The organism is Streptomyces sp. NPDC050535, assembly GCF_044457665.1.
Taxonomy (GTDB): domain Bacteria; phylum Actinomycetota; class Actinomycetes; order Streptomycetales; family Streptomycetaceae; genus Streptomyces.
In genome coordinates, this window is the sequence record NZ_JBITHE010000001.1 from 413,610 (window position 1) to 434,313 (window position 20,704).

The 20,704-nt window shown below is 71.3% G+C and carries 16 protein-coding genes; 11 read left to right on the forward strand and 5 right to left on the reverse strand.

Going from position 1 to position 20,704, the window contains the following annotated elements; translation table 11 throughout:
- Nucleotides 1–502 precede the first annotated feature (502 nt).
- From ACIBLC_RS01725 to ACIBLC_RS01735, 3 genes are all read left to right on the forward strand, one after another.
- Nucleotides 503–2,086 carry a protein phosphatase 2C domain-containing protein gene (locus tag ACIBLC_RS01725; RefSeq protein ID WP_399208602.1) on the forward strand — a complete coding sequence of 528 codons (1,584 nt, stop codon included), beginning with the start codon at nucleotides 503–505 and terminating at the stop codon, nucleotides 2,084–2,086.
- Between the two features lie 64 nt (nucleotides 2,087–2,150).
- On the forward strand, nucleotides 2,151–3,893 hold the full coding sequence (locus ACIBLC_RS01730; RefSeq protein ID WP_399208603.1) for a pyruvate dehydrogenase: 1,743 nt from the start codon (nucleotides 2,151–2,153) through the stop codon (nucleotides 3,891–3,893).
- A 426-nt stretch (nucleotides 3,894–4,319) separates the two neighbouring features.
- Entirely contained in the window at nucleotides 4,320–4,718 is a 399-nt protein-coding gene (locus ACIBLC_RS01735) for an ATP-binding protein (RefSeq protein WP_399209248.1), read from the forward strand.
- 110 nt (nucleotides 4,719–4,828) lie between these two features.
- On the opposite strand, the gene ACIBLC_RS01740 is transcribed toward ACIBLC_RS01735, so the two are convergent.
- Nucleotides 4,829–5,893, reverse strand: coding sequence for a DUF2637 domain-containing protein (locus ACIBLC_RS01740; RefSeq protein ID WP_399208604.1), 1,065 nt, complete (start codon nucleotides 5,891–5,893; stop codon nucleotides 4,829–4,831).
- A gap of 311 nt (nucleotides 5,894–6,204) precedes the next feature.
- Nucleotides 6,205–7,047, reverse strand: a complete 843-nt coding sequence (locus ACIBLC_RS01745) for a (2Fe-2S)-binding protein (protein ID WP_399209249.1) — start codon at nucleotides 7,045–7,047, stop codon at nucleotides 6,205–6,207.
- 193 nt (nucleotides 7,048–7,240) lie between these two features.
- Between ACIBLC_RS01745 and ACIBLC_RS01750 the strand changes: the two genes are divergently transcribed.
- Complete coding sequence (locus ACIBLC_RS01750; RefSeq protein WP_399208605.1) at nucleotides 7,241–8,122, forward strand: GntR family transcriptional regulator; 882 nt, start codon at nucleotides 7,241–7,243, stop codon at nucleotides 8,120–8,122.
- A 429-nt stretch (nucleotides 8,123–8,551) separates the two neighbouring features.
- Nucleotides 8,552–8,863 (forward strand): hypothetical protein, encoded by a 312-nt coding sequence (locus ACIBLC_RS01755; protein ID WP_399208606.1) that lies wholly within the window; start codon nucleotides 8,552–8,554, stop codon nucleotides 8,861–8,863.
- 24 nt (nucleotides 8,864–8,887) lie between these two features.
- Here ACIBLC_RS01755 and ACIBLC_RS01760 read toward each other — a convergent pair whose 3' ends face one another.
- Nucleotides 8,888–9,661 (reverse strand): hypothetical protein, encoded by a 774-nt coding sequence (locus ACIBLC_RS01760; protein ID WP_399208607.1) that lies wholly within the window; start codon nucleotides 9,659–9,661, stop codon nucleotides 8,888–8,890.
- Between the two features lie 135 nt (nucleotides 9,662–9,796).
- Nucleotides 9,797–11,470, reverse strand: a complete 1,674-nt coding sequence (locus tag ACIBLC_RS01765; protein WP_399208608.1) for a PucR family transcriptional regulator — start codon at nucleotides 11,468–11,470, stop codon at nucleotides 9,797–9,799.
- Between the two features lie 354 nt (nucleotides 11,471–11,824).
- Here ACIBLC_RS01765 and ACIBLC_RS01770 point away from each other — a divergent pair, with 354 nt between their 5' ends.
- The 6 genes from ACIBLC_RS01770 to ACIBLC_RS01795 all read left to right on the forward strand — a co-directional run bounded on the left by ACIBLC_RS01770 (nucleotide 11,825) and on the right by ACIBLC_RS01795 (nucleotide 20,108).
- Nucleotides 11,825–12,715, forward strand: coding sequence for an FAD binding domain-containing protein (locus ACIBLC_RS01770; protein WP_399208609.1), 891 nt, complete (start codon nucleotides 11,825–11,827; stop codon nucleotides 12,713–12,715).
- A complete protein-coding gene (locus ACIBLC_RS01775) occupies nucleotides 12,715–13,326 on the forward strand; it encodes a (2Fe-2S)-binding protein (protein ID WP_399208610.1) in 612 nt (203 codons plus the stop codon). Before ACIBLC_RS01770 ends, ACIBLC_RS01775 begins: the two co-directional genes overlap by 1 nt.
- A 2-nt stretch (nucleotides 13,327–13,328) precedes the next feature.
- Nucleotides 13,329–15,713, forward strand: coding sequence for a xanthine dehydrogenase family protein molybdopterin-binding subunit (locus ACIBLC_RS01780; RefSeq protein ID WP_399208611.1), 2,385 nt, complete (start codon nucleotides 13,329–13,331; stop codon nucleotides 15,711–15,713).
- Nucleotides 15,714–15,948: 235 nt separating this feature from the next.
- Complete coding sequence (locus tag ACIBLC_RS01785; protein ID WP_399208612.1) at nucleotides 15,949–17,406, forward strand: NCS2 family permease; 1,458 nt, start codon at nucleotides 15,949–15,951, stop codon at nucleotides 17,404–17,406.
- A 72-nt stretch (nucleotides 17,407–17,478) separates the two neighbouring features.
- Complete coding sequence (locus tag ACIBLC_RS01790; RefSeq protein ID WP_399208613.1) at nucleotides 17,479–18,636, forward strand: XdhC family protein; 1,158 nt, start codon at nucleotides 17,479–17,481, stop codon at nucleotides 18,634–18,636.
- Between the two features lie 302 nt (nucleotides 18,637–18,938).
- Nucleotides 18,939–20,108 carry a glycoside hydrolase family 6 protein gene (locus tag ACIBLC_RS01795; protein WP_399208614.1) on the forward strand — a complete coding sequence of 390 codons (1,170 nt, stop codon included), beginning with the start codon at nucleotides 18,939–18,941 and terminating at the stop codon, nucleotides 20,106–20,108.
- Between the two features lie 81 nt (nucleotides 20,109–20,189).
- Here ACIBLC_RS01795 and ACIBLC_RS01800 read toward each other — a convergent pair whose 3' ends face one another.
- The gene (locus tag ACIBLC_RS01800) at nucleotides 20,190–20,630 is read right to left on the reverse strand and encodes an SRPBCC family protein (protein WP_399208615.1); all 441 of its coding nucleotides are present in this window, start codon (nucleotides 20,628–20,630) and stop codon (nucleotides 20,190–20,192) included.
- Between the last annotated feature and the right edge of the window lie 74 nt (nucleotides 20,631–20,704).

The window sequence follows — 20,704 nt, forward strand, 5'->3', positions numbered from 1 at the left end:
TTTCAGCAGGTCGGTGGCGCTGATGGCGGAAAACAGCCACGGCGCAAACCCGCCTCGGCACATCATCGCCGTACCCCCCGCCTTTCTGACAAGCTCACGCCACCGCGGTACCGAATGCCGACCGCTATGCCCTGCTTGGGTTCGTTGTGGGCAGGTCAAGTGGGTCCGCGAGTCACAGCTGGGCTTCAGGAAGGCGAGTCACGCTCGGCCGAACCGACCGACAGCGGTGGCAAATCGGTCATCCAGACCGTGACCAGGGCCTACGGCGTGCGGGTGCGCGTGCGCCGGGCCCGGTCACTCCGGCGCCGCCGGGCGGTTCTCCCGTGGGGGGTGGAACCGCCCGGCGGTATGCGTCCGGCCTCGGACAGGCCCTCGCGCGTGCCGACTTGTCCCGTATCGCCGTTCGACGGTTCGTCCGACACGCCGTTCGATGACCAGTCCCTTGGCCGGTTTTTCGGGATGCCTCGTTTTCATCCGGCTCCGGCGGTGGACAATTACGGGCATGAGCCAGCAGGGGGAGAAGCCCACCGGTCACCAGGACGACTGGTGGGGGCAGTTGTACGACGACTCGACCGAGGACACGGGCCCCGCGGCCGTGGCCGATTCCCTCGACGACCGGTTCGCGTCGGCCGTGGGGACGGTGGGTCTTGAGCCCGGGTCCGCTCCGGAAGCGTGGCGGGCGCCCGAGTCCGGCGTCCGGCCGCAGCCGGAGCGGCCTGCCGCCGTACCGGAGCAGCCTCCCGCCGTACCGGAGCAGCGCCCAGGCCGCTGGGAGCGCGGCAACGCCCTCGGGCCGGGCGCCGTCCCCGGTCCGGGGCCGCTCGCCGGCCCCGGACCTAGCCCCTCACCGGGGCCCTGGCAGGCACTGCCCGCGGGGCCGCCCGCCGGAGCGCCCACGAGCCCGTCTCCCGACCCGTCCGTTCCCGCCATCTTCCCGCCGGGGCCGACCCCGCCCGGGTTCCGCCCGCAGGAGCCCCCGAGCCGTACGTCCACGGAGTCACCCGGCGTGGCCGTGCCCGTCTCGACAGGTCCCCTCCCCAGCGCTTCCGCGCCGAAGGACGCCCCGCCGCCTCCCGCCCGCCAGAACCGCGAGCCCACGCTCTCCGTTCCGCACCAGCCCCCCGCCGTCGGCTACGTCGGCTCGGGCCCGCCCACCTACGACCCCGAGCCCGCCACCCTCCCGCCCGCCGACCCGGACGGGCTCGAGGACCTGGTCGCCGACACGGTGCTGGACGGCGCCCGCTATGGGACCAGCACGCTGCGGGCCGTCTCCGTGCGCGGGGACTCCGCGCGCTACCGGGGCGAGCCGCGCCGGGACTCGCTGCTGACCGCCCGCTTCGGGACGGGGGAGCAGGCGCTGGTGCTCGTCGCGATGGCGACCGGGGCGCGGGCGACGCCCGGCGCGCACCTGGCGGCCGCCGAGGCCTGCCAGTGGATCGGGCGGGCCGTGGGGCGCAGCCACGCGCGGCTTGCCGAGGACATCAGGGCCGCCCGGCGCGGCGACCTGAAGTCGGGGCTGCACCGGCTCACCGACCGCAGCCTGGGCAAGCTGCGGGCGAGCGCGGCCGAGCAGGGCATCGAACCCGAGGAGTACACCGCCAGCCTGCGCTGCCTGCTGCTGCCCGCCGATCCCGAGTGCCGTACGCGCGTCTTCTTCGGTGTCGGGGCCGGGGGCCTGTTCCGGCTGCGGGACGGCGAGTGGCAGGACATCGAGCCGCGGGTCGCCGACGCCACCGGCGAGGCCGTGGTCGGCTTCGGATCGCTGCCCCACGAGACCCCGGAGGGCGACCGGCTCACCATGGACCTGGGGATCACGACGCCTCCGAGCCCGTACGAGGCGATCGCCGAGCCGCCCCGCGCCCCGTTCCGCTTCCGGGCCTCCGTCGCCCGCCCGGGTGACACGCTCCTGTTGTGCACCGGGGGCCTGGCGGAGCCGTTGCGCGGCGAACCCGAGCTCGCGGAGCATCTGACGGCACGGTGGTCGGGTGCGGAACCGCCCGGTCTGGCGGTGTTCCTCGCGGACACCCAAGTGCGGGTCAAGGGATATGCCGATGATCGGACAGCGGCGGCCGTTTGGGAGGCGTAACGCCTGGCCTTGTGAATTCATGGAACCCAGAGGGATCTCCGGATACCGAAGGGCACGTGAAGTCATGGCCAAGCAGAACGTCGCCGAGCAGTTCGTCGACATCCTCGTCCGCGCGGGAGTGAAGCGTCTGTACGGGGTGGTCGGCGACAGCCTCAACCCGGTCGTGGACGCGATCCGGCGCAACTCCGCCATCGACTGGATCCATGTCCGGCACGAGGAGACCGCCGCCTTCGCCGCGGGCGCGGAGGCCCAGGTCACCGGCAAGCTCGCGGCCTGCGCCGGCTCCTGCGGCCCCGGAAACCTGCACCTGATCAACGGCCTGTACGACGCCCACCGCTCCATGGCACCGGTGCTCGCCCTCGCCTCGCACATCCCCTCCAGCGAGATCGGCCTCGGCTACTTCCAGGAGACCCACCCCGAGCGGCTGTTCAACGAGTGCAGCCACTACAACGAGATGATCTCCAACCCGAAGCAGATGCCGAGGCTGCTCCAGACCGCCATCCAGCACGCGGTGGGCCAGTCCGGCGTCAGCGTCGTCTCGCTCCCCGGTGACATCGCCTCCGAGCCCGCTCCCGACAAGGCCCTGGAGACCGCCCTCGTCACCTCCCGGCCCAGCGTCCGCCCGGGCGACGCCGAGATCGACAAGCTCGTCGCGATGATCGACGCGGCCGACAAGGTCACCCTGTTCTGCGGCAGCGGCACCGCGGGCGCGCACGCCGAGGTCATGGAGTTCGCGGAGAGGATCAAGTCCCCGGTCGGGCACGCGCTGCGCGGCAAGGAGTGGATCCAGTACGACAACCCGTACGACGTCGGCATGAGCGGTCTGCTCGGATACGGCGCCGCCTACGAGGCGACCCACGAGTGCGATCTGCTGATCCTGCTCGGCACCGACTTCCCGTACAACGCCTTCCTCCCCGACGACGTCAAGATCGCCCAGGTCGACGTCCGCCCCGAGCGCCTGGGCCGCCGCTCCAAGCTGGAACTGGCCGTGTGGGGCGATGTGAAGGAGACCCTGCGCTGTCTCACCCCGCGGGTGAGGCCCAAGGAGAACCGGCGCTTCCTCGACAAGATGCTGAAGAAGCACGCCGACGCCCTCGAAGGAGTCGTCAAGGCGTATACGAGGAAGGTCGAGAAGCACGTCCCGGTCCACCCCGAGTACGTCGCCTCGCTGGTCGACGAACTCGCCGCCGACGACGCGGTGTTCACCGTCGACACGGGGATGTGCAATGTGTGGGCGGCCCGCTACATCACGCCCAACGGCCGCCGCCGCGTGATCGGTTCGTTCTCGCACGGCTCGATGGCGAACGCGCTGCCGATGGCCATCGGCGCCCAGTTCACCGACCGCAGGCGGCAGGTCGTCTCGATGTCCGGGGACGGCGGCTTCTCCATGCTGATGGGCGACTTCCTCACCCTCGTCCAGTACGACCTGCCGGTGAAGGTCGTCCTCTTCAACAACTCCTCCCTGGGCATGGTCGAGTTGGAGATGCTGGTCGCGGGGATGCCCTCGTACGGGACGACGAACAAGAACCCCGACTTCGCGGCCGTGGCCCGGGCCTGTGGTGCCTATGGTGTTCGCGTCGAGAAGCCCAAGGATCTCGCCGGTGCGCTCAAGGACGCCTTCAAGCACAAGGGCCCCGCCCTGGTCGACATCGTCACCGACCCCAACGCCCTGTCCATCCCGCCGAAGATCAGCGCCGAGATGGTGACCGGCTTCGCGCTGTCGGCCTCGAAGATCGTGCTGGACGGGGGAGTGGGGCGGATGGTGCAGATGGCCCGCTCCAACCTGCGGAACATGCCGCGCCCTTGAGTGATCGCGCCGGCCCGAAGGGTGTTCTCGTCCGACGCCGGCCGGGCCGCGTACGGCCGGATCGGCAGCACCGGCTCAGTAGTCGGGCCGATCGCCGGTGGTCGGCGTGTCCCCGCGGAGGTCGGTCCGCGGGCGTGCTGGACCACCGGGTTGTGCGCCGTCCCGAACGGCAGACGCACCGCCGCCACCAGAGCGCCCTTCCCGACGGCGAGGGCGCCCATCTGCCGTCGTACTGCGGCTTGTTGACGATTCGACATGACTGTCGTGTTTCCCTACGGGGCATGGTTCCCCGTGAACGTGTTCGAGCGGGAGGTAACCGACATCGGCGCGCAGGCGGGGGACATGAAAAGGCAGTCACGCGGAGGCAGACCGTTGGCCATCTGGGTCTCCTCCGGAAAAGCGGTGGAGAAAGCGACCGAGAGGGCGATGGACCAGCCGGGCGGAGCACAGCTGAGGCGCAGGCTGGGCCGGGCAGACCTACGGGCGGTGCCCGAGGCCCGTAAAGCGCTGCGGGAACTCTTACGTCACTGGGGGAGGCCGGGAAGGTCGGAGACAGCGGAGCTGCTGACCAGCGAGCTGGTCACCAACGCGCTCATCCACACCGACCAGGACGCGGTTCTGACAGCCACCCTGGGACCGCGTGTACTCCGCGTGGAGGTAAGGGACTTCGTAGGACGCAGACCCACGCTGCGGGTACCGAACGCCGACGACGGTACGCATGGCAGAGGTCTCGTCCTCGTCCAGTCCCTCGCCGACGCGTGGGGGGTGCGGACGCACGGCGTGGGCAAGGCGGTGTGGTTCGAACTGGACGGCGGCGCGGTGTAGAGCTACCGCGCCGCCGTCCCAGTGTTCGCGGCCCTGGTCGAGCAGCCGCGCTCCCGGTCCTGTCTCAGGCATGGGTCAGGACCGAATCGTGCCTAGTGCCGTGACAGGTACTAGCCGAACTGCTGCTCGAGATCCTTGAGCTTGCGCTCCAGGGAGTCGAGTCGCGGCAGGGCCATCGTGTCGTCCTCCGCGGTGAGATCGACGGTGAACGGCTCGGCGCTGCTCTTGCGGACGGGCTGGAGAGAGGGCCGAGAGCGGACGGGCAGCGGCTCCCCGGACGATATGGCAGGCTCCGTGGAGGCCTGGGCGGAGGTCCGCTCCAGGGTCGCGGTCTCAAGCTCCCGTCCGCCACCGCCACCCCCACCGGGGCCGCGGCCCGGCAGGCCCTTGTGACCACGGCTGAGCGCCTTGAGGTGCGCTCGCTCGACGCGCTCCTCATTGCGCCGGCGCAGCCGGGTCTGCTCCTTCTGGCGCTTGTCCTCGCGCACCTCGTCCACGGCCTCGTCAAGGGTGCGCACGTTCTCGAGCAGCATCAGCGACCAGGCGCTGTACGTCTCGCGGGGCGCGCGCAGCCAGCGGACGATCCGGATCTGGGGCAGCGGACGCGGGACCAGACCCTGCTCACGCAGCGCGGCACGGCGGGTCTGCTTCAGCGCGCGGTCGAACAGCACCGCGGCCGAGAGGGACATGCCGGCGAAGAACTGCGGAGCGCCCTCGTGCGAGATGCCCCGCGGCGCGTGCATCCAGTTGAACCAGGCGGCCGCACCGGCGAACGTCCACACGAGTATCCGGGAGCCGAGCGCAGCGTCACCGTGGCTGGCCTCACGCACCGCGAGCACGGAGCAGAACATGGCCGCGCCGTCCAGGCCGAACGGGACGAGGTACTCCCAGCCGCCGGAGAGGCCGAGGTTCTCCTCGCCGAAGCCGACCAGTCCTTTGAAGGAGAGCGCGGCCGCGACCGCGGCGCAGATGAAGAGCAGCAGGTAGGAGGCGGTGCCGTAGAGGGCTTCCTTGCGCCTGCGGCGCTCCTCGCTGCGCTCCCACGTGTCTTCCGTGCTCGCCGCTTTCTCCCCGGACCGCTTGCCGCGCGCGAGCACCGCCACCGCCGCCAGCAGGCCCAGGAGCAGAACGGCGCCCGGAAGCAACCAGTTCAGCGATATGTCGGTCAGTCTCATCTGGGGTCCCTTGCATTGGGATAGGGCGTAACGCCCGTCATAGTGGCCCAATCCCATCGGCCCTCAGGGGTTTTCGGGGCAAGAGGCCGCCAACGGAGTGCAAGGGGATGCGCAAGGCGACATTCTGCTCGAACTGCCGCGCGAGGGACGGGAGTTGAGTGCGATTAACACTACCCGTACGGATGGTTCGACGGAAAGTTCCTGCGACAAGTGAGGAAGTTGTGAAGCACCTGTAACCTACGGGACGCCCCGAGGGGGGACCGCTCGAGTTGATCTTACGGCATGTGCGCGGGTGGATTGCTCCGGGTGCCTCAACTGGTGGCGGCGGCCGTCAACTTGGTGAGGCGGTCGGCGTCGCAGGTGCGCGGGCAGGTGGCGCAGGTGTCCTCGGGGCGCAGTGTGTAGAAGAGGCAGCAGCTCACCCGGTCGCGGGTGGACAGCGACCTGCCGTCCTCGCCGGTCAGTTCGCGAAACGCGGCGGAACCGGCGTAGGGCCGGGTGGATCCCGGCAGGAGCAGCTTCAGCTCGCTCATCGCGCGCCGCTCCTCGCCGAGAAGGCCGGCGACGTACCAGAGGCTCTCGACGATCTCGTCGGTCGCCATGCCCCACAGGGCCCGGCCGCGCCGCCGCATGCGCGGGCCGAAGCCGCCGAGTACCGGTTCCAGGTGCTCGGCCAGGGCGGACCGCACCTCGGCCCGCAGGGCCTCCTCGTCCGGTACGACCCGGGCGCCGGGCAGACCCGCCGCGGGGTCGTCGGGCAGGCAGGTGAACTCACCGGTCCGCACCGCCAGGCGGCCGAGGGTGCGCTGGAATGTGACGTGCTCCACAGGGAAGCGGGGTACGCGGCGCTGGAGGAACCACGGCACGGTGATCAACAGGCAGGCCGGCCAGGCGTAGCGGTGCAGCCCGAAGCTGGCCACCACGTCGGGGCGGGCCCGCTGTCCGTAGTCCTCGATCACCTGTGCCTCGTCCCACGCCAGGAACGCGTCGAGGTCGGCCCCGCCCGCCGCGAGCCCCGCGACGGCGACCCAGCCGCCGCCCTGAGGGGCCGCTTCCCCGGGCTCGAGTTCCGTGACGCTCAGGTCGGGGAAGGCCTCGGTCAGCCGGGCGTACGCGTCCGCGACGGCCGAAGGGGCCGGGCGGGTGCGGGTCATGGTGGAGGTGTCTGCGGTCAGGGCGGGAGCGTGCATGCGGGGACCATCGCTTCGCGATCGCTGACAGGTAAGCCTAACCTTACCCGGCTTGGCCGGTGTTTGAACTGGCGGCAACTGGGCCTATGGTGCTTGACGGACGAGTAACAACCACCGCATTGGCCCCCAAGTGCCGACAAGCCCGGAGGAGGTTCCTGTGGAGCAGTCCGGTCCGCGCGGCACGCACGGCTCCGCCGGGGCGGGAATCCCGGACGTCCGCACGGCTTCCGTCCGGGTGCCCGCGCAGCCGCAGGCCGCTGACGTGGAGCGGGAGCGGAAAATCGCCCCGGGTGTCCCCCCAAGTGCTCCCTCGGGTGCGGCCGCCGACGCCGAGGTCCGCGGCTCGGCCGCCCGCGGTGAGCACACGCACAGCGAGCCGCCGCCCATCCCGACCCCCCGTGCCGAGACCGCGCGTCCCGTCGTACAGCGCGCCTCCGTACGCGGGCAGATCCTGGACGCGCTGCGCACGGCACTGGTCGCGGGCGAGCTCGCGCCCGGGGAGGTCTACTCGGCGCCGCTGCTCGGTGAGCGCTTCGGGGTGTCCGCGACGCCCGTACGCGAGGCGATGCAGCAACTCGCACTCGAGGGCGCCGTCGAGGTCGTCCCCAACCGGGGGTTCCGGGTCGTCGAACGCGGCACCCGCGAGCTCGCCGAGCTCGCGGAGATCCGCGCCCTGATCGAGGTCCCGGTGATGCTGCGACTGGCTCGCACGGTGCCCGCCGCGCGCTGGGCCGAGCTGCGCCCGCTCGCCGACGCGACGGTACGGGCCGCGTCCCTCGGCTGCCGCGCGACCTACGCCGAGTCCGACCGCGTCTTCCACCGCGCGGTCCTCGCCCTCGCGGGCAACAGCCAGCTCGTCCGCATCGCCGACGACCTCCACCGCCGCGCCCAGTGGCCCCTGGTCGGCGGCCCCGCCACCCGAGGCCGAGCCGACCTCGTCGCCGACGCCGCCGAACACACGGCCCTCCTGGAGGCGTTGACCACCCAGAACCTGCCGGTGGTCCAGTCCCTGGTACGGGAGCATTTCGCGGGCGCGTAGCGGCTGTCCCGGGCGCACGTGCCGGTTGTACGTCGGTGTGGCCGCCGTCCGGCGATCCTTTCCCTCGCTGATGCTCCCGAACACACGGCCCGTCGACCGCCCAGGACCTACCCGGTCGTGCGGAGCGTTTCGCAGACGCGTAGCGGTGTTCCGGGCGTGCGCGCCGCCGGTGGGTCCCCCTGGCCGCCGCGGCCGGTGATTCGGCTCCCCTCGTGTCCGAGCCGAACACGCCACCCCCCCTGGCGGCGTTGACCGACCAGGACCCCCGATCCCGCCCGCACCCGTCGCCGGTATGTCCCCTTCCTCCGGTCCGTGTCACGGCCGCGTGCGGGCCGCGCTACGTGTTCCCGGGGTCGGGAACCCGGGACGCCCGGTCCGCGTGGCCCCGCGTACACGGCGAGAGCCGGAACGAACCCGGAGGTGAGACCCATGCCCGACCCGTCCTGGACGGCACAGCAGCAGGCTCAGCAGGCCTCGCAGCACGCGCAGCGGATCCATCAGGACCATGTGCGACAGCACCGAGACATGAGCGGGCCGGGCCGGGCCCACGCCCGGCACGGCGGCGGGGCCCAGCACTACCACCCGGCGTCCGCCCACCACGGTCAGGGCGGCGGTCTGCGTGGTTTCCTGACGCTCCTGGTGCTCGTGGCCGCCGCCGTCCACCTGGCCCGCGACCCCGAACTCCGCACCACCGCCGAGACGTTCGCCCACGACCTCTGGACGCGGATCCAGAACGGCTAGGCCCGAACCGTCAGGCCCCTACGACTAGGCAGTAGCCGCCGGCGGGTTCAACTGCTGGGCCAGCCACGTCGGTACGCCGCCCAGGAGTCGGAACAGCCGGGCGGCCTCGGCCCGAAGCCGGGACGCCTCCGGCTCGGTCTCGGCGTCCGCGAGTGACGCCAGCGCCGGGACCGTACCGACGAGGAAGCCCAACTCCTCGCGGATCCGCAGGGATTCGGCGAAGCCGTGCCGGGCCTCCGCCAACTCGCCCTCCTGGAGGGCGAGTCCGGCGAGGTGGCGCCAGGTGAAGGAGAGCAGCAACGGGTTGTTCTGCGCCGTCGCGCCGGCATGGGCGCGACGGTAGGCGGCCCGGGCCGACTCCGGCGAGTGCGCCAGGTTCTGGGCGAGCAGACCGCGCCGGAAGTCCAGCAGCGCCCGCGCCGGCGCCCCCGGCGTGATCAGCGCGGCGGCCCGGCTCAGCGCGGCCCGCGCCTCGTCCGCCCGGTCCCGTACGCCCAGCAGCGTGGCCGCGTACGCCAACTGCCCCCGCTCACACGCCGCCGCGCCCCGCTCGTCGTCGCTCTGGGCCACCGCCTCCGCCGTCCGCAGCGCGTCCTCCGCCTGGGCCCAGCCCTGCTCGGTGTAAAGGCACCCCTCGACGAGAAGCGACGCTCTCTGGAGCGCCGGCTCCGCCCTGCCCGGATCGAGCAGCGCCGCCGCGTCGCCCCAGCAGGCGCGCGAGCGCAACCGCCACACCGCGGTCTGGAGTGGATCGTCACCTGCGGTCGTTCCGGAACCAGACATGGCGGAATGCGCCACGTTGCCCTCCCCGAGCACACCATTGAGCTGTTGAGTGGTGGCATCTCAGCACGGATCGCGGGGCCCGGCCAAGGGGGTGGGTGAAGGATTTCACAAAGTCATAGATGTCTCGCCGCACATCCCGGCAGCCAGAAATCAGCTCATTCGCAGTGCCAGGAAGAAGTCCAGCTTGTCCTCCAGGCGGGAAAGGTCACGACTCGTCAACTGCTCGATTCGGCCAACCCGGTAGCGCAGCGTGTTGACGTGCAGGTGGAGACGGGTGGCGCAACGGGTCCAGGAACCGTCACAGTCGAGGAACGCCTCCAGGGTGGTGACCAGCTCCGCGCGATGGCGCCGGTCGTAGTCCCGCAGCGGATCGAGCAGCCGGGCCGTGAACGCCCGTCGCACGTCGTCCGGCACGAAGGGCAGCAGCAGCACGTGCGAGGCCAGCTCCTGGTGGCCCGCCGCGCACACCCGCCCGGGGCGCGCCGCGGCGACCCGGCGGGCGTGCCGGGCCTCCTCCAGCGCCCCGCGCAGCCCTTCCGCCGAATGCACGGCCGCGCTGACACCGAGCGTGAGCCGCCCGTCGTCGTTCAGTCCGGCCGTCAGCGGGTCCCGTACGGCCTCCAGCAGCGTGTCCGCGAGCAGCCCGCTCTCCGAGCCGTCGTGCTCCGAGGACACCGCGGGGAGCGCGAGGAGGGCGATCGCCTCCTCACCGGTGTGTGCCACGGCGATGCGGTCGGAGTGCTCGGGGCCCGCCGTCAGCGGGTTGACGAGGATCTCCTCCAGGAGCGCCTGGGCGACCGGCCCGCCCTCGATGTCCCCGCCGTCCCACTCGACCCGGGCCACCACCACTTGCCAGTGCGGGGCCGCGCCGAGCCCGGGCAGCAGCACCGGAGCGGCCACCCGCAGGCGCGCCGCGATCTCGGCGGGCGCGGCGCCCGTCTGCACCAGCTCCAGGACCTCCTGCGCGAGCCGCCGCCGCACCGTGCGCGCCGCGTCCCGCCGCTCCCGCTCGACCGAGATCAGCTGGGTGACGCCCTGGAGGAGATCGAGCCGCTCATCGGGCCAGTCCCCGGCGTCCGCCTCGACCGCGAGCAGCCAGTCGGAGAGCACCGTCTCGCGCACATCCCGGGACGCGCCCGTGGAGCGGCCCGAGGAGGGGATCGGGAAGAGCGAGTACGTCGCCGTGCCCACCGTGACCCGGTGCGGCCCCCGGCGCCCGGTACGTGCCGCCGCCAGATGTTCGGCGGCCAGCCTGGCGCAGACGTCCGCGGGCAGCGCGGCCCCCGCGAGTTTCGAGCCCGCGATGGGCCGGCCGGTGGGGGAGAGCACCCAGGCCCGCAGATCCAGGTCGGAGCCGAGCAGATCGAGCACGACGTCGGGGCCGCCGCCGGCCGGTCCCGACGTCATCATCCGCCGGTGCCGGTCCACCACGGCCGCCAGATCCCCGGCCCGCTCACCCGAGACCTGCCGTACGACGTGCTCGGTGATCGTCGCGAAGGCCACCGACTCGTTCACCCCGAACAGCGGCAGCCGGTGCCGGACGCAGGCCCGGATCAGGTCGTCCGGTACGTCGCCGAGCTCCGCCTCACCGGCGGCCAGGGCCGCGACCCCGGCGCCCGCGAGGATCCGTACGAAGGGCTCGGAGTCCGCGGCGTCGTGCCGCCAGGCGAGACCGGTGAGGACCAGCTCACCGCCCGAGAGATAGCGGCTGGGGTCCTTGAGGTCCGTGGTCATCACACCGCGTACGGTGCGGTCAAGCTCGTCCTCGCCGCCGAGCAGCCGCAGGCCCAGCGCGTCGGTGTCCAGCAGTGCGCGCAGCCGCATTCTCGTCGCCGCCGATCTTTGTCTCGAAATCTACGATGGATCTGGATGGCTCCGGGGTGCGAATCCCGCGGGAGGGGTTTCCGCCCGCCCGAGCCTGTGTCCTGGGCTTTCGAGAGCTGTGCTCACTGTTTCCAGGGAAAAACAGAGAGGTTACTGATGACCTCCGTTCATACGAATCTACAAGATGCACCCCCTGGCCAGCCAACTCCTTCATGGTTTCAGTGACTGACCCCCATGGAGCACGGCGCTGTGTACTGGCCCCACTCCGCGTAAACAACTCATGAACGAGCCGGCCCCGCCGCACACGATCTGGCTTGATCAGAACCACCACGACACGAATGAAGAGAGCCACTCATGGACTTCCTTCGCCCCGCCAGTTGGGAGGAGGCGCTCGCCGCGAAGGCCGAGCACCCCACCGCTGTGCCGATTGCGGGTGGCACCGATGTGATGGTCGAGATCAACTTCGACCACCGCAGGCCCGAGTACCTCCTCGATCTGAACCGCATCGGCGAGCTGAGCGACTGGGAGGCCGGCGAGGAGAGCGTGCGCCTGGGCGCCTCCGTCCCCTACACCCGGATCATGGAGCACCTGCGCGGCGAACTGCCCGGCCTGGCCCTCGCCTCCCACACGGTGGCCTCCCCGCAGATCCGCAACCGCGGCGGCGTCGGCGGCAACCTCGGCACCGCCTCCCCGGCCGGCGACGCCCACCCCGCCCTCCTCGCGGCGGGCGCCGAGGTCGAGGCCGAGTCCGTACGCGGCACGCGGCTGATCCCGATCGACGAGTTCTACACCGGCGTGAAGCGCAACGCGCTCGCCCCCGACGAGCTCATCAGGGCCGTACACATCAAGAAGGCGGACGGCCCGCAGCAGTACTCCAAGGTCGGCACCCGCAACGCCATGGTCATCGCGGTCTGCGCCTTCGGCCTCGCGCTGCACCCGTCCACGCGCACGGTCCGCACCGGCATCGGCTCCGCCGCGCCCACGCCCGTCCGCGCCAAGGCCGCCGAGGAGTTCCTGAACGCGGCGCTCGAGGAGGGCGGCTTCTGGGACAACGGCCGGATCATCACGCCGTCGGTCGCCAAGCAGTTCGCGGACCTGTGCGCCGCCGCCTGCAACCCGATCGACGACGTCCGTGGCACGGCGAGCTACCGCCGCCACGCGGTGGGCATCATGGCCCGCCGCACCCTGACCTGGACCTGGGAGTCCTACCGCGGCGCCGCCGCAGGCACGGAGGGAGTCGCGTAATGCGCGTCAATTTCACGGTCAACGGCCGTCAGCAGGAAGCCGACGACGTGTGGGAGGGCGAGTCCCTTCTGTACGTACTGCGCGAGCGGATGGGCCTGCCCGGTTCCAAGAACGCCTGCGAGCAGGGCGAGTGCGGCTCCTGCACGGTCCGCCTCGACGGCGTGCCGGTGTGTTCGTGTCTCGTCGCGGCCGGCCAGGCCGAGGGGCGCGAGGTCGTCACGGTGGAAGGGCTCGCGGAGTACGCCAAGCAGCGGGCCGAGCAAGCCGGTTGTGGAACGGGCGCCTGCGGTACGTCACTTCAGGACGCCCAGCAGTGGAACGCGCACGGGTCCGACAGCGGGCTCCGTCCCCGGGCCCAGGACTCGCACACCGGAGAGGGTGGCGAACTCGCCCCCATCCAGCAGGCGTTCATCGACGCCGGCGCCGTCCAGTGCGGCTTCTGCACCCCGGGTCTGCTGGTCGCGGCCGACGAGATGCTGGAGCACAACCCGACCCCGAGCGACGCGGACATCCGCGAGGCGCTCTCGGGCAACCTGTGCCGCTGCACCGGCTACGAGAAGATCATGGACGCGGTCCGCCTCGCGGCCGCCCGGCAGTCCGAGGCGGTCTGACCATGGGAACCACAGGCACACCCACCAACATCACCCAGGGCTCCAGGACCAAGGGCGGCATCGGCGAGTCGACGCTGCGCCCGGACGGCACCCTCAAGGTCACCGGCGAGTTCGCGTACTCGTCCGACATGTGGCACGAGGACATGCTCTGGGGCCAGATCCTGCGCTCCACGGTCGCCCACGCCGAGATCGTGTCGATCGACACCTCCGAGGCACTCGCACAGGCCGGTGTCTACGCCGTCCTGACGTACGACGACCTGCCGACCGAGGTGAAGAACTACGGCCTGGAGATCCAGGACACGCCCGTCCTGGCCCACGGCAAGGTCCGCCACCACGGCGAACCGGTCGCGATCGTCGCCGCCGACCACCCGGAGACCGCGCGCCGCGCCGCCGCCAAGATCAGGGTCGAGTACCGCGAACTGCCGGTCATCACGGACGAGGCGTCCGCGACCGCGCCCGACGCGATCCTCATCCACGAGGACCGCGACGACCACCACATCGGCCATGTGCCGCACCCGAACATCGTGCACCGCCAGCCGATCTTCCGCGGTGACGCCGAACAGGCCGCCAGGAAGGCCGACTTCGTCGTCAGGGGCGAGTACACCTTCGGCATGCAGGACCAGGCATTCCTCGGCCCGGAGTCCGGTCTCGCGGTGCCCTCCGAGGACGGCGGCGTCGACCTCTACATCGCCACCCAGTGGCTGCACTCGGACCTCAAGCAGATCGCGCCCGTCCTCGGCCTGCCCGAGGACAAGGTCCGTATGACGCTCTCCGGCGTCGGCGGCGCGTTCGGCGGCCGCGAGGACCTGTCGATGCAGATCCACGCCTGCCTGCTCGCCCTGCGCACCGGCAAGCCCGTCAAGATCGTCTACAACCGCTTCGAGTCCTTCTTCGGGCACGTCCACCGCCACCCCGCCAAGCTCTACTACGAGCACGGGGCGACCAAGGACGGCAAGCTCACCCACATGAAGGCGCGGATCGTCCTGGACGGCGGCGCGTACGCCTCCGCCTCCCCGGCGGTCGTCGGCAACGCCGCCTCGCTGGGCGCCGGCCCGTACGTCATCGAGGACGTCGACATCGAGGCCATCGCGCTCTACACCAACAACCCGCCCTGCGGCGCCATGCGCGGCTTCGGCGCGGTACAGGCGTGCTTCGCGTACGAGGCCCAGATGGACCGGCTCGCCGACAAGGTGGGCATGGACCGGGTCGCGTTCCGCCAGCTCAACGCGATGGAACAGGGCACGCTCCTGCCGACCGGCCAGGTGGTGGACTCCCCGGCGCCCGTCGCCGAGATCCTGCGCCGCGTCAAGGCCATGCCGCTGCCGCCGGAGCGCCAGTGGGAGAGCTCCGAGGGCCCGGACGTACGCCAGTTGCCGGGCGGCCTCTCCAACACCACGCACGGCGAAGGCGTCGTACGAGGCATCGGCTACGCGGTCGGCCTCAAGAACGTCGGCTTCTCCGAGGGCTTCGACGACTACTCCACCGCCCGTGTCCGCATGGAGGTCGTCGGCGGCGAGCCGGTGGCCACCGTGCACACCGCGATGGCGGAGGTCGGGCAGGGCGGCGTCACCGTCCACGCGCAGATCGCCCGCACCGAACTGGGTGTCGCGCAGGTGACCATCGCCCCGGCCGACACACAGGTGGGCAGCGCCGGTTCGACGTCCGCGTCGCGCCAGACGTACGTCACCGGTGGCGCCGTCAAGAACTCCTGCGAACTCGTTCGCGAGAAGGTCCTGGAGATCGGCCGCCGCAAACTCGGCACCTACCACCCGGCCTGGGCCACCGCCGAACTCCTTCTGGAGGGCGGCAAGGTCGTCACCGACGGAGGCGAGGTCCTCGCCGACCTGGTCGACGTCCTGGAGGACGAGGCCGTCGAGGTCGAGGCCGAATGGCGGCACCGGCCGACCGAGCCCTTCGACCTGCGCACCGGCCAGGGCAACGGGCACGTCCAGTACTCCTTCGCCGCCCACCGTGCCGTCGTCGAGGTGGACACCGAACTCGGCCTGGTCAAGGTCATCGAACTGGCCTGCGCCCAGGACGTCGGCAAGGCGCTCAACCCGCTGTCCGTCATCGGCCAGATCCAGGGTGGCACCACCCAGGGCCTGGGCGTGGCGGTCATGGAGGAGATCATCGTCGACCCGGTCACCGCGAAGGTGCGCAACCCCTCCTTCACGGACTACCTGATCCCGACCATCCTCGACACGCCGACCATCCCGGTCGACATGCTCGAACTCGCCGACGACCACGCCCCGTACGGGCTCCGTGGCATCGGCGAGGCCCCGACCCTGTCGTCCACCCCGGCCGTCCTCGCGGCGATCCGGAACGCGACGGGTCTTGAGCTCAACCGGACGCCGGTACGGCCCGAACACCTCACCGGCACCGCCTAGCACTCTCCGGGCGGCGCAGGGAACGTCACACTTCGCCGCGCCGCCCGGAGTACTCAAGTGCCGCACCGCTCGCGGGACTTGAAGCACAGCCACGCACCGATCCCACGTTCGCCTCGGGCCGTCCCCCGGGTCGTGCGGCCGAAGAACTTCCCAAATCCCGCAGCCACCCAAGTGGCTGACCGGTCGTCAGGGCGGCCGGCACGGGTGTCCCTTTGAACCTTGGGAGCAGGCCCACATGACCCAGCAGTCACTGGAGCCGAAGACCGTCGCGGAGGACGCGGGCGCGGGTAGCCGCGTCCCGGCCGGACGGTCCTGGCTCGACCGGTACTTCCACATATCCCAGCGGGGAAGCTCCGTCGCGCGTGAGGTGCGCGGCGGCACCACCACCTTCATGGCGATGGCGTACATCCTGCTGCTCAACCCACTGATCCTGTCCGGCAAGGACGCGGCCGGAAACACCCTCGGACAGCAGGCGCTGATCACCGCGACCGCGTTCGCCGCGGCCTTCAGCACGCTCCTCATGGGCTTCTTCGGCAAGGTGCCGCTCGCCCTCGCCGCCGGACTCTCCGTGTCCGGCGTGCTCTCCTCGCAGGTCGCCCCGCAGATGACCTGGCCGCAGGCGATGGGCATGTGCGTGATGTACGGCGTCGTCATCATGCTCCTGGTCGTCACCGGACTACGCGAGATGATCATGAACGCGATCCCGCTGGCGCTGAAGCACGCGATCACCATGGGCATCGGCCTGTTCGTCGCGCTGATCGGCCTGGTGAAGGCGGGCTTCGTCCACCAGGGCCAGGCGACTCCTGTCTCCCTCGGCCCGGCCGGTGAACTCGCCGGCTGGCCGGTGCTGCTCTTCGCCGCGACACTGCTGCTGATCTTCATGCTCCAGGCCCGCGCCATCCCCGGCGCGATCCTGATCGGCATCGTGGCGGGCACGGTCCTCGCCGTCGTCCTGAACGCCCTCGATGTCATCGACCCCAAGCAGTGGGCGAGCGGCGCCCCCGAACTGCACGGCAGCGCGGTCTCGATGCCCGACTTCTCGCTCTTCGGCGACGTCGAGTTCGGCGGCTGGGGCGAGGTCGGCGCGATGACCGTCGGCATGATCGTCTTCACCCTGGTGCTCGCCGGGTTCTTCGACGCGATGGCCACGATCATCGGCGTCGGCACCGAGGCCGAACTGGCCGACGCGCAGGGCCGGATGCCGGGCCTGTCCAAGGCGCTGTTCATCGACGGCGCGGGCGGAGCGGTCGGCGGGGTCGCCGGCGCCTCGGGCCAGACGGTCTTCGTCGAGTCGGCGACGGGCGTCGGGGAGGGCGCCCGTACGGGCCTGTCGTCCGTGATCACCGGCCTGTTCTTCGCGGCCTGCCTGTTCTTCACCCCGCTCACCGCGATCGTCCCCGGCGAGGTCGCCGCCGCGGCCCTCGTCGTCATCGGCGCCATGATGATGATGAACGCCCGGCACGTGGACTGGGCCGACCGCGCCACCGCGATCCCGGGCTTCCTGACCGTCGTGATCATGCCGTTCACGTACTCCATCACCGCGGGTGTCGCGGCCGGGGTGATCAGCTACGTCGCCATCAAGATCGCCCAGGGCAAGGCCCGGGAGATCGGGGCGTTCATGTGGGGCCTGACGGTGATCTTCGTCGTCTTCTTCGCCCTCAATCCGATCGAGAGCTGGATGGGCGTGCACTGACACGCCCTCCTGATCCCTCCACGCAACCGCCGCCACGTCGTCTTAGCCACGTCGTCGTAAGGAGAACGAGAGATGCTGGACATCGCCGAAGAGCTGCACCGGTGGGTCGAGCAGGGACGCGACTTCGCCGTCGCCACCGTGGTGGAAGTCGGCGGCAGTGCGCCCCGCCAACCGGGCGCCGCACTCGCCGTCGACTCCGACGGCACCGCGATCGGCTCGGTCTCCGGCGGCTGCGTGGAGGGCGCGGTCTACGAACTGTGCCAACAGGCGTTGGAGGACGGGGAGCCGGTCCTCGAACGCTTCGGCTACAGCGACGACGACGCGTTCGCGGTGGGGCTCACGTGCGGCGGCGTCATCGACATCCTGGTGACGCCGGTCCGCTCGGGGGATCCCGCCCGGCCCGTCCTCGCGGCCGCGCTGGCCGCGGCGGCGGGCGGGGAGGCGGCCGCCGTCGCCCGGATCGTGAGCGGATCCGCCGAACTGCTCGGACGCGCCGTGCTCGTGCGCCCCGACGGGTCGTACGAGGGCGGCTTCGGCGCCCATCCCGAGCTGGACCGGACCGTGGTGGGCGAGGCGGGGGCCTTTCTCGACGCCGGCCGCACCGGCACCCTGGAGATCGGAGAGCAGGGCTCTCGTTGTGGAGCACCGCTCACTGTTCTGGTGGAGTCGTCGGTTCCGCCGCCTCGCATGATCGTCTTCGGCGCGATCGACTTCGCGTCGGCGCTGGTAAGTATCGGCCGCTTCCTGGGGTACCGCGTGACGGTGTGCGACGCCCGCCCCGTCTTCGCCACGGCCGCCCGGTTCCCGGACGCCGACGAGATCGTCGTCGAGTGGCCGCACAGGTACCTGGCGCGCACGGAGGTCGACTCCCGGACGGTGCTGTGCGTCCTCACCCACGACGCCAAGTTCGACGTACCGCTCCTTCAGCTCGCGCTGCGGCTCCCGGTCGCGTACGTGGGGGCGATGGGGTCCCGCCGCACCCACCTGGACCGGAACGACCGTTTGCGGGAGGTCGGCGTCACCGAGCTGGAGTTGGCGCGGCTCAGGTCTCCGATCGGGCTGGATCTGGGGGCGCGTACGCCTGAGGAGACGGCGCTGTCGATCGCTTCGGAGATCGTGGCCAACCGGCGTGGGGGGAGCGGGGGCGCGCTTACCGGGGCGCATACGCCGATTCACCATGAGGCGGCGACGTCTTCGGCGTCGCTGGGGCGGATCGGGTCGGTGGCCTGAGGGGCGGGTGGCGTGTCGGGTGTGACCCGGGGGCCGCCGGCGTGACCGACACGGCTGTGGGGGCCGGTCGGGGCCGACGGGTGCGAGCGGGTCCCGTCATGGCCCGTAACCGGCCCTGTCGTGACACGAAGCCAGCCCCGTTCATGGCGCGAGGTCGGCCTCGTCGTGGCACGGGCGGGCCACTCACTCGTACTCGTTAATCTCCTGCGCCGTGTATTGACGCGGGCATGCCGCTCAACGAGTCTCCTGTGGGAGCGCTCCCGCAAGTCTCCAGCGACCGCGCGACCCAGGAGTGAACCCGGATGAGACGCACCTCAGCATGGCTCGCCGCTCTCTCGCTCGGACTGGCATCCCTCTCCCTCGCGTCAGCCGAAACACAGGCGGCGGAGTCTCTCGGCCGTGGCCCTTCGCTGTACGTCCCCGACGCCAACCCGGCGGCGTACCGGCAGGCCCTGGATCTCGCCCGTGAGGGTCAACTCCTGGACGCCGCACGGATCGTGGCCATGGTGAACACCCCGCAGGCCGTCTGGTACGGCGATCAGACTCCGGCCCAGGTGGAACGGCTGATCCGGGGGGTGACCCGGGACGCGGACCGGGAGGGCGCGACCCCTGTGTTCGCGCTCTACAACATCCCGGGACGCGACTGCTCCAACTACTCGGGAGGCGGGGCGTCCGACACGGCCGAGTACAAGGAGTGGATCGACGCGGTCGCACGCGGCATCGGGGGCCGCGACGCCCTGGTCACCCTCGAACCCGACGCCCTCGCCCTGTTGCCCGCGGACTGCGGCCAGGACGACGCGCAGGGCACGAAGACCGCGGCCCGGTACACCGAGGTCGCCTACGCGGTGTCCGCGCTGGAACCGCTGCCCGGAACGCGCGTGTACCTCGACACCGGCCACCCCGGCTGGCACACCGTCAACTCCATCGTGCCCCGCCTGATCAAGGGAGGCATCGCGCGCGCCTCCGGCTTCTACACCAACGCGTCGAACTACAACACGGACGACGCCAACTCCTGGTACGGCAAGCTGATTTCGTCATGCCTGGCCTATGTCGACGCGGGCGGCGACGTAGCGGCCTGCCCGCACCAGTGGTGGCCGCGAGCCGACGCGCAGGCCTGGCTCGACTCACACGTCCACCTGCCCGCGTCCCGGATGAAGCACTTCGTCACGGACTCCAGCCGCAACGGCCAGGGCCCCTGGACACCGCCCGCGGGCAAGTACCCGGACCCGCAGGACTGGTGCAATCCGCCGAACCGAGGTCTGGGCGCCCGCCCGACCCTGCGTACCGGCGATCCGTTGCAGGACGCCCGCCTGTGGATCAAGACACCGGGCGAGTCGGACGGCCTGTGCCTGCGCGGAACCCCGGGCCCCGAGGACCCGGAGCGCGGGATGACCGATCCCGACGCGGGCGACTGGTTCCCGGAACAGGCCCTGGAACTCGTACGGTTCGCCAACCCGCCCATCCTGGGCTGACGTTCACATGGCGGGCTTGCGCGGGCTCACCGGGCCCGCGCAAGCCCGCGTACGGACTTGTGCCCCCTGTCGGCCCGGCCGTCAGTCCCCCCGCAGCAACCCCTCCACCGCCCGCCCGAACATCCACCGCCCCGCGCGCGCCAGTACCGGGTCGAGGAACCCGGGCAGCCACCGCACCCTGATCTCCTCCCGCCACACCACCCGTGAACCCCCGCCGTCCACCGGACGCACCTCGATCTCGGCCCACCCCGTGACGAACGAGCCGCGCTTGACCAGCCGGCACATCCCCGGACCGCCGTCCCCCGGGGGTTGCCACACGACCACCTCCATCGGGTCGTCGAAGGCGACGGGGCCCACGCCCGAGCGGGCCACGAAGACGGTGCCCACCCGGGTCGGGGGCGGAGTGGGCACGGTGACGCGGGTCAACGGGACCACATCGGCATGCCGCCGCCACTCGGTCAGCCGTCGCCAGCTCAGGTCGACGGGGTACGGGGACACGCGCTCCAGCAGGACAAGGGCCACGCGATGATCGTAGGCAGCGGGACGCGAATCGCACGCGACCGAACCGGCGTGAATTCACGGACCGCCTCGACCGA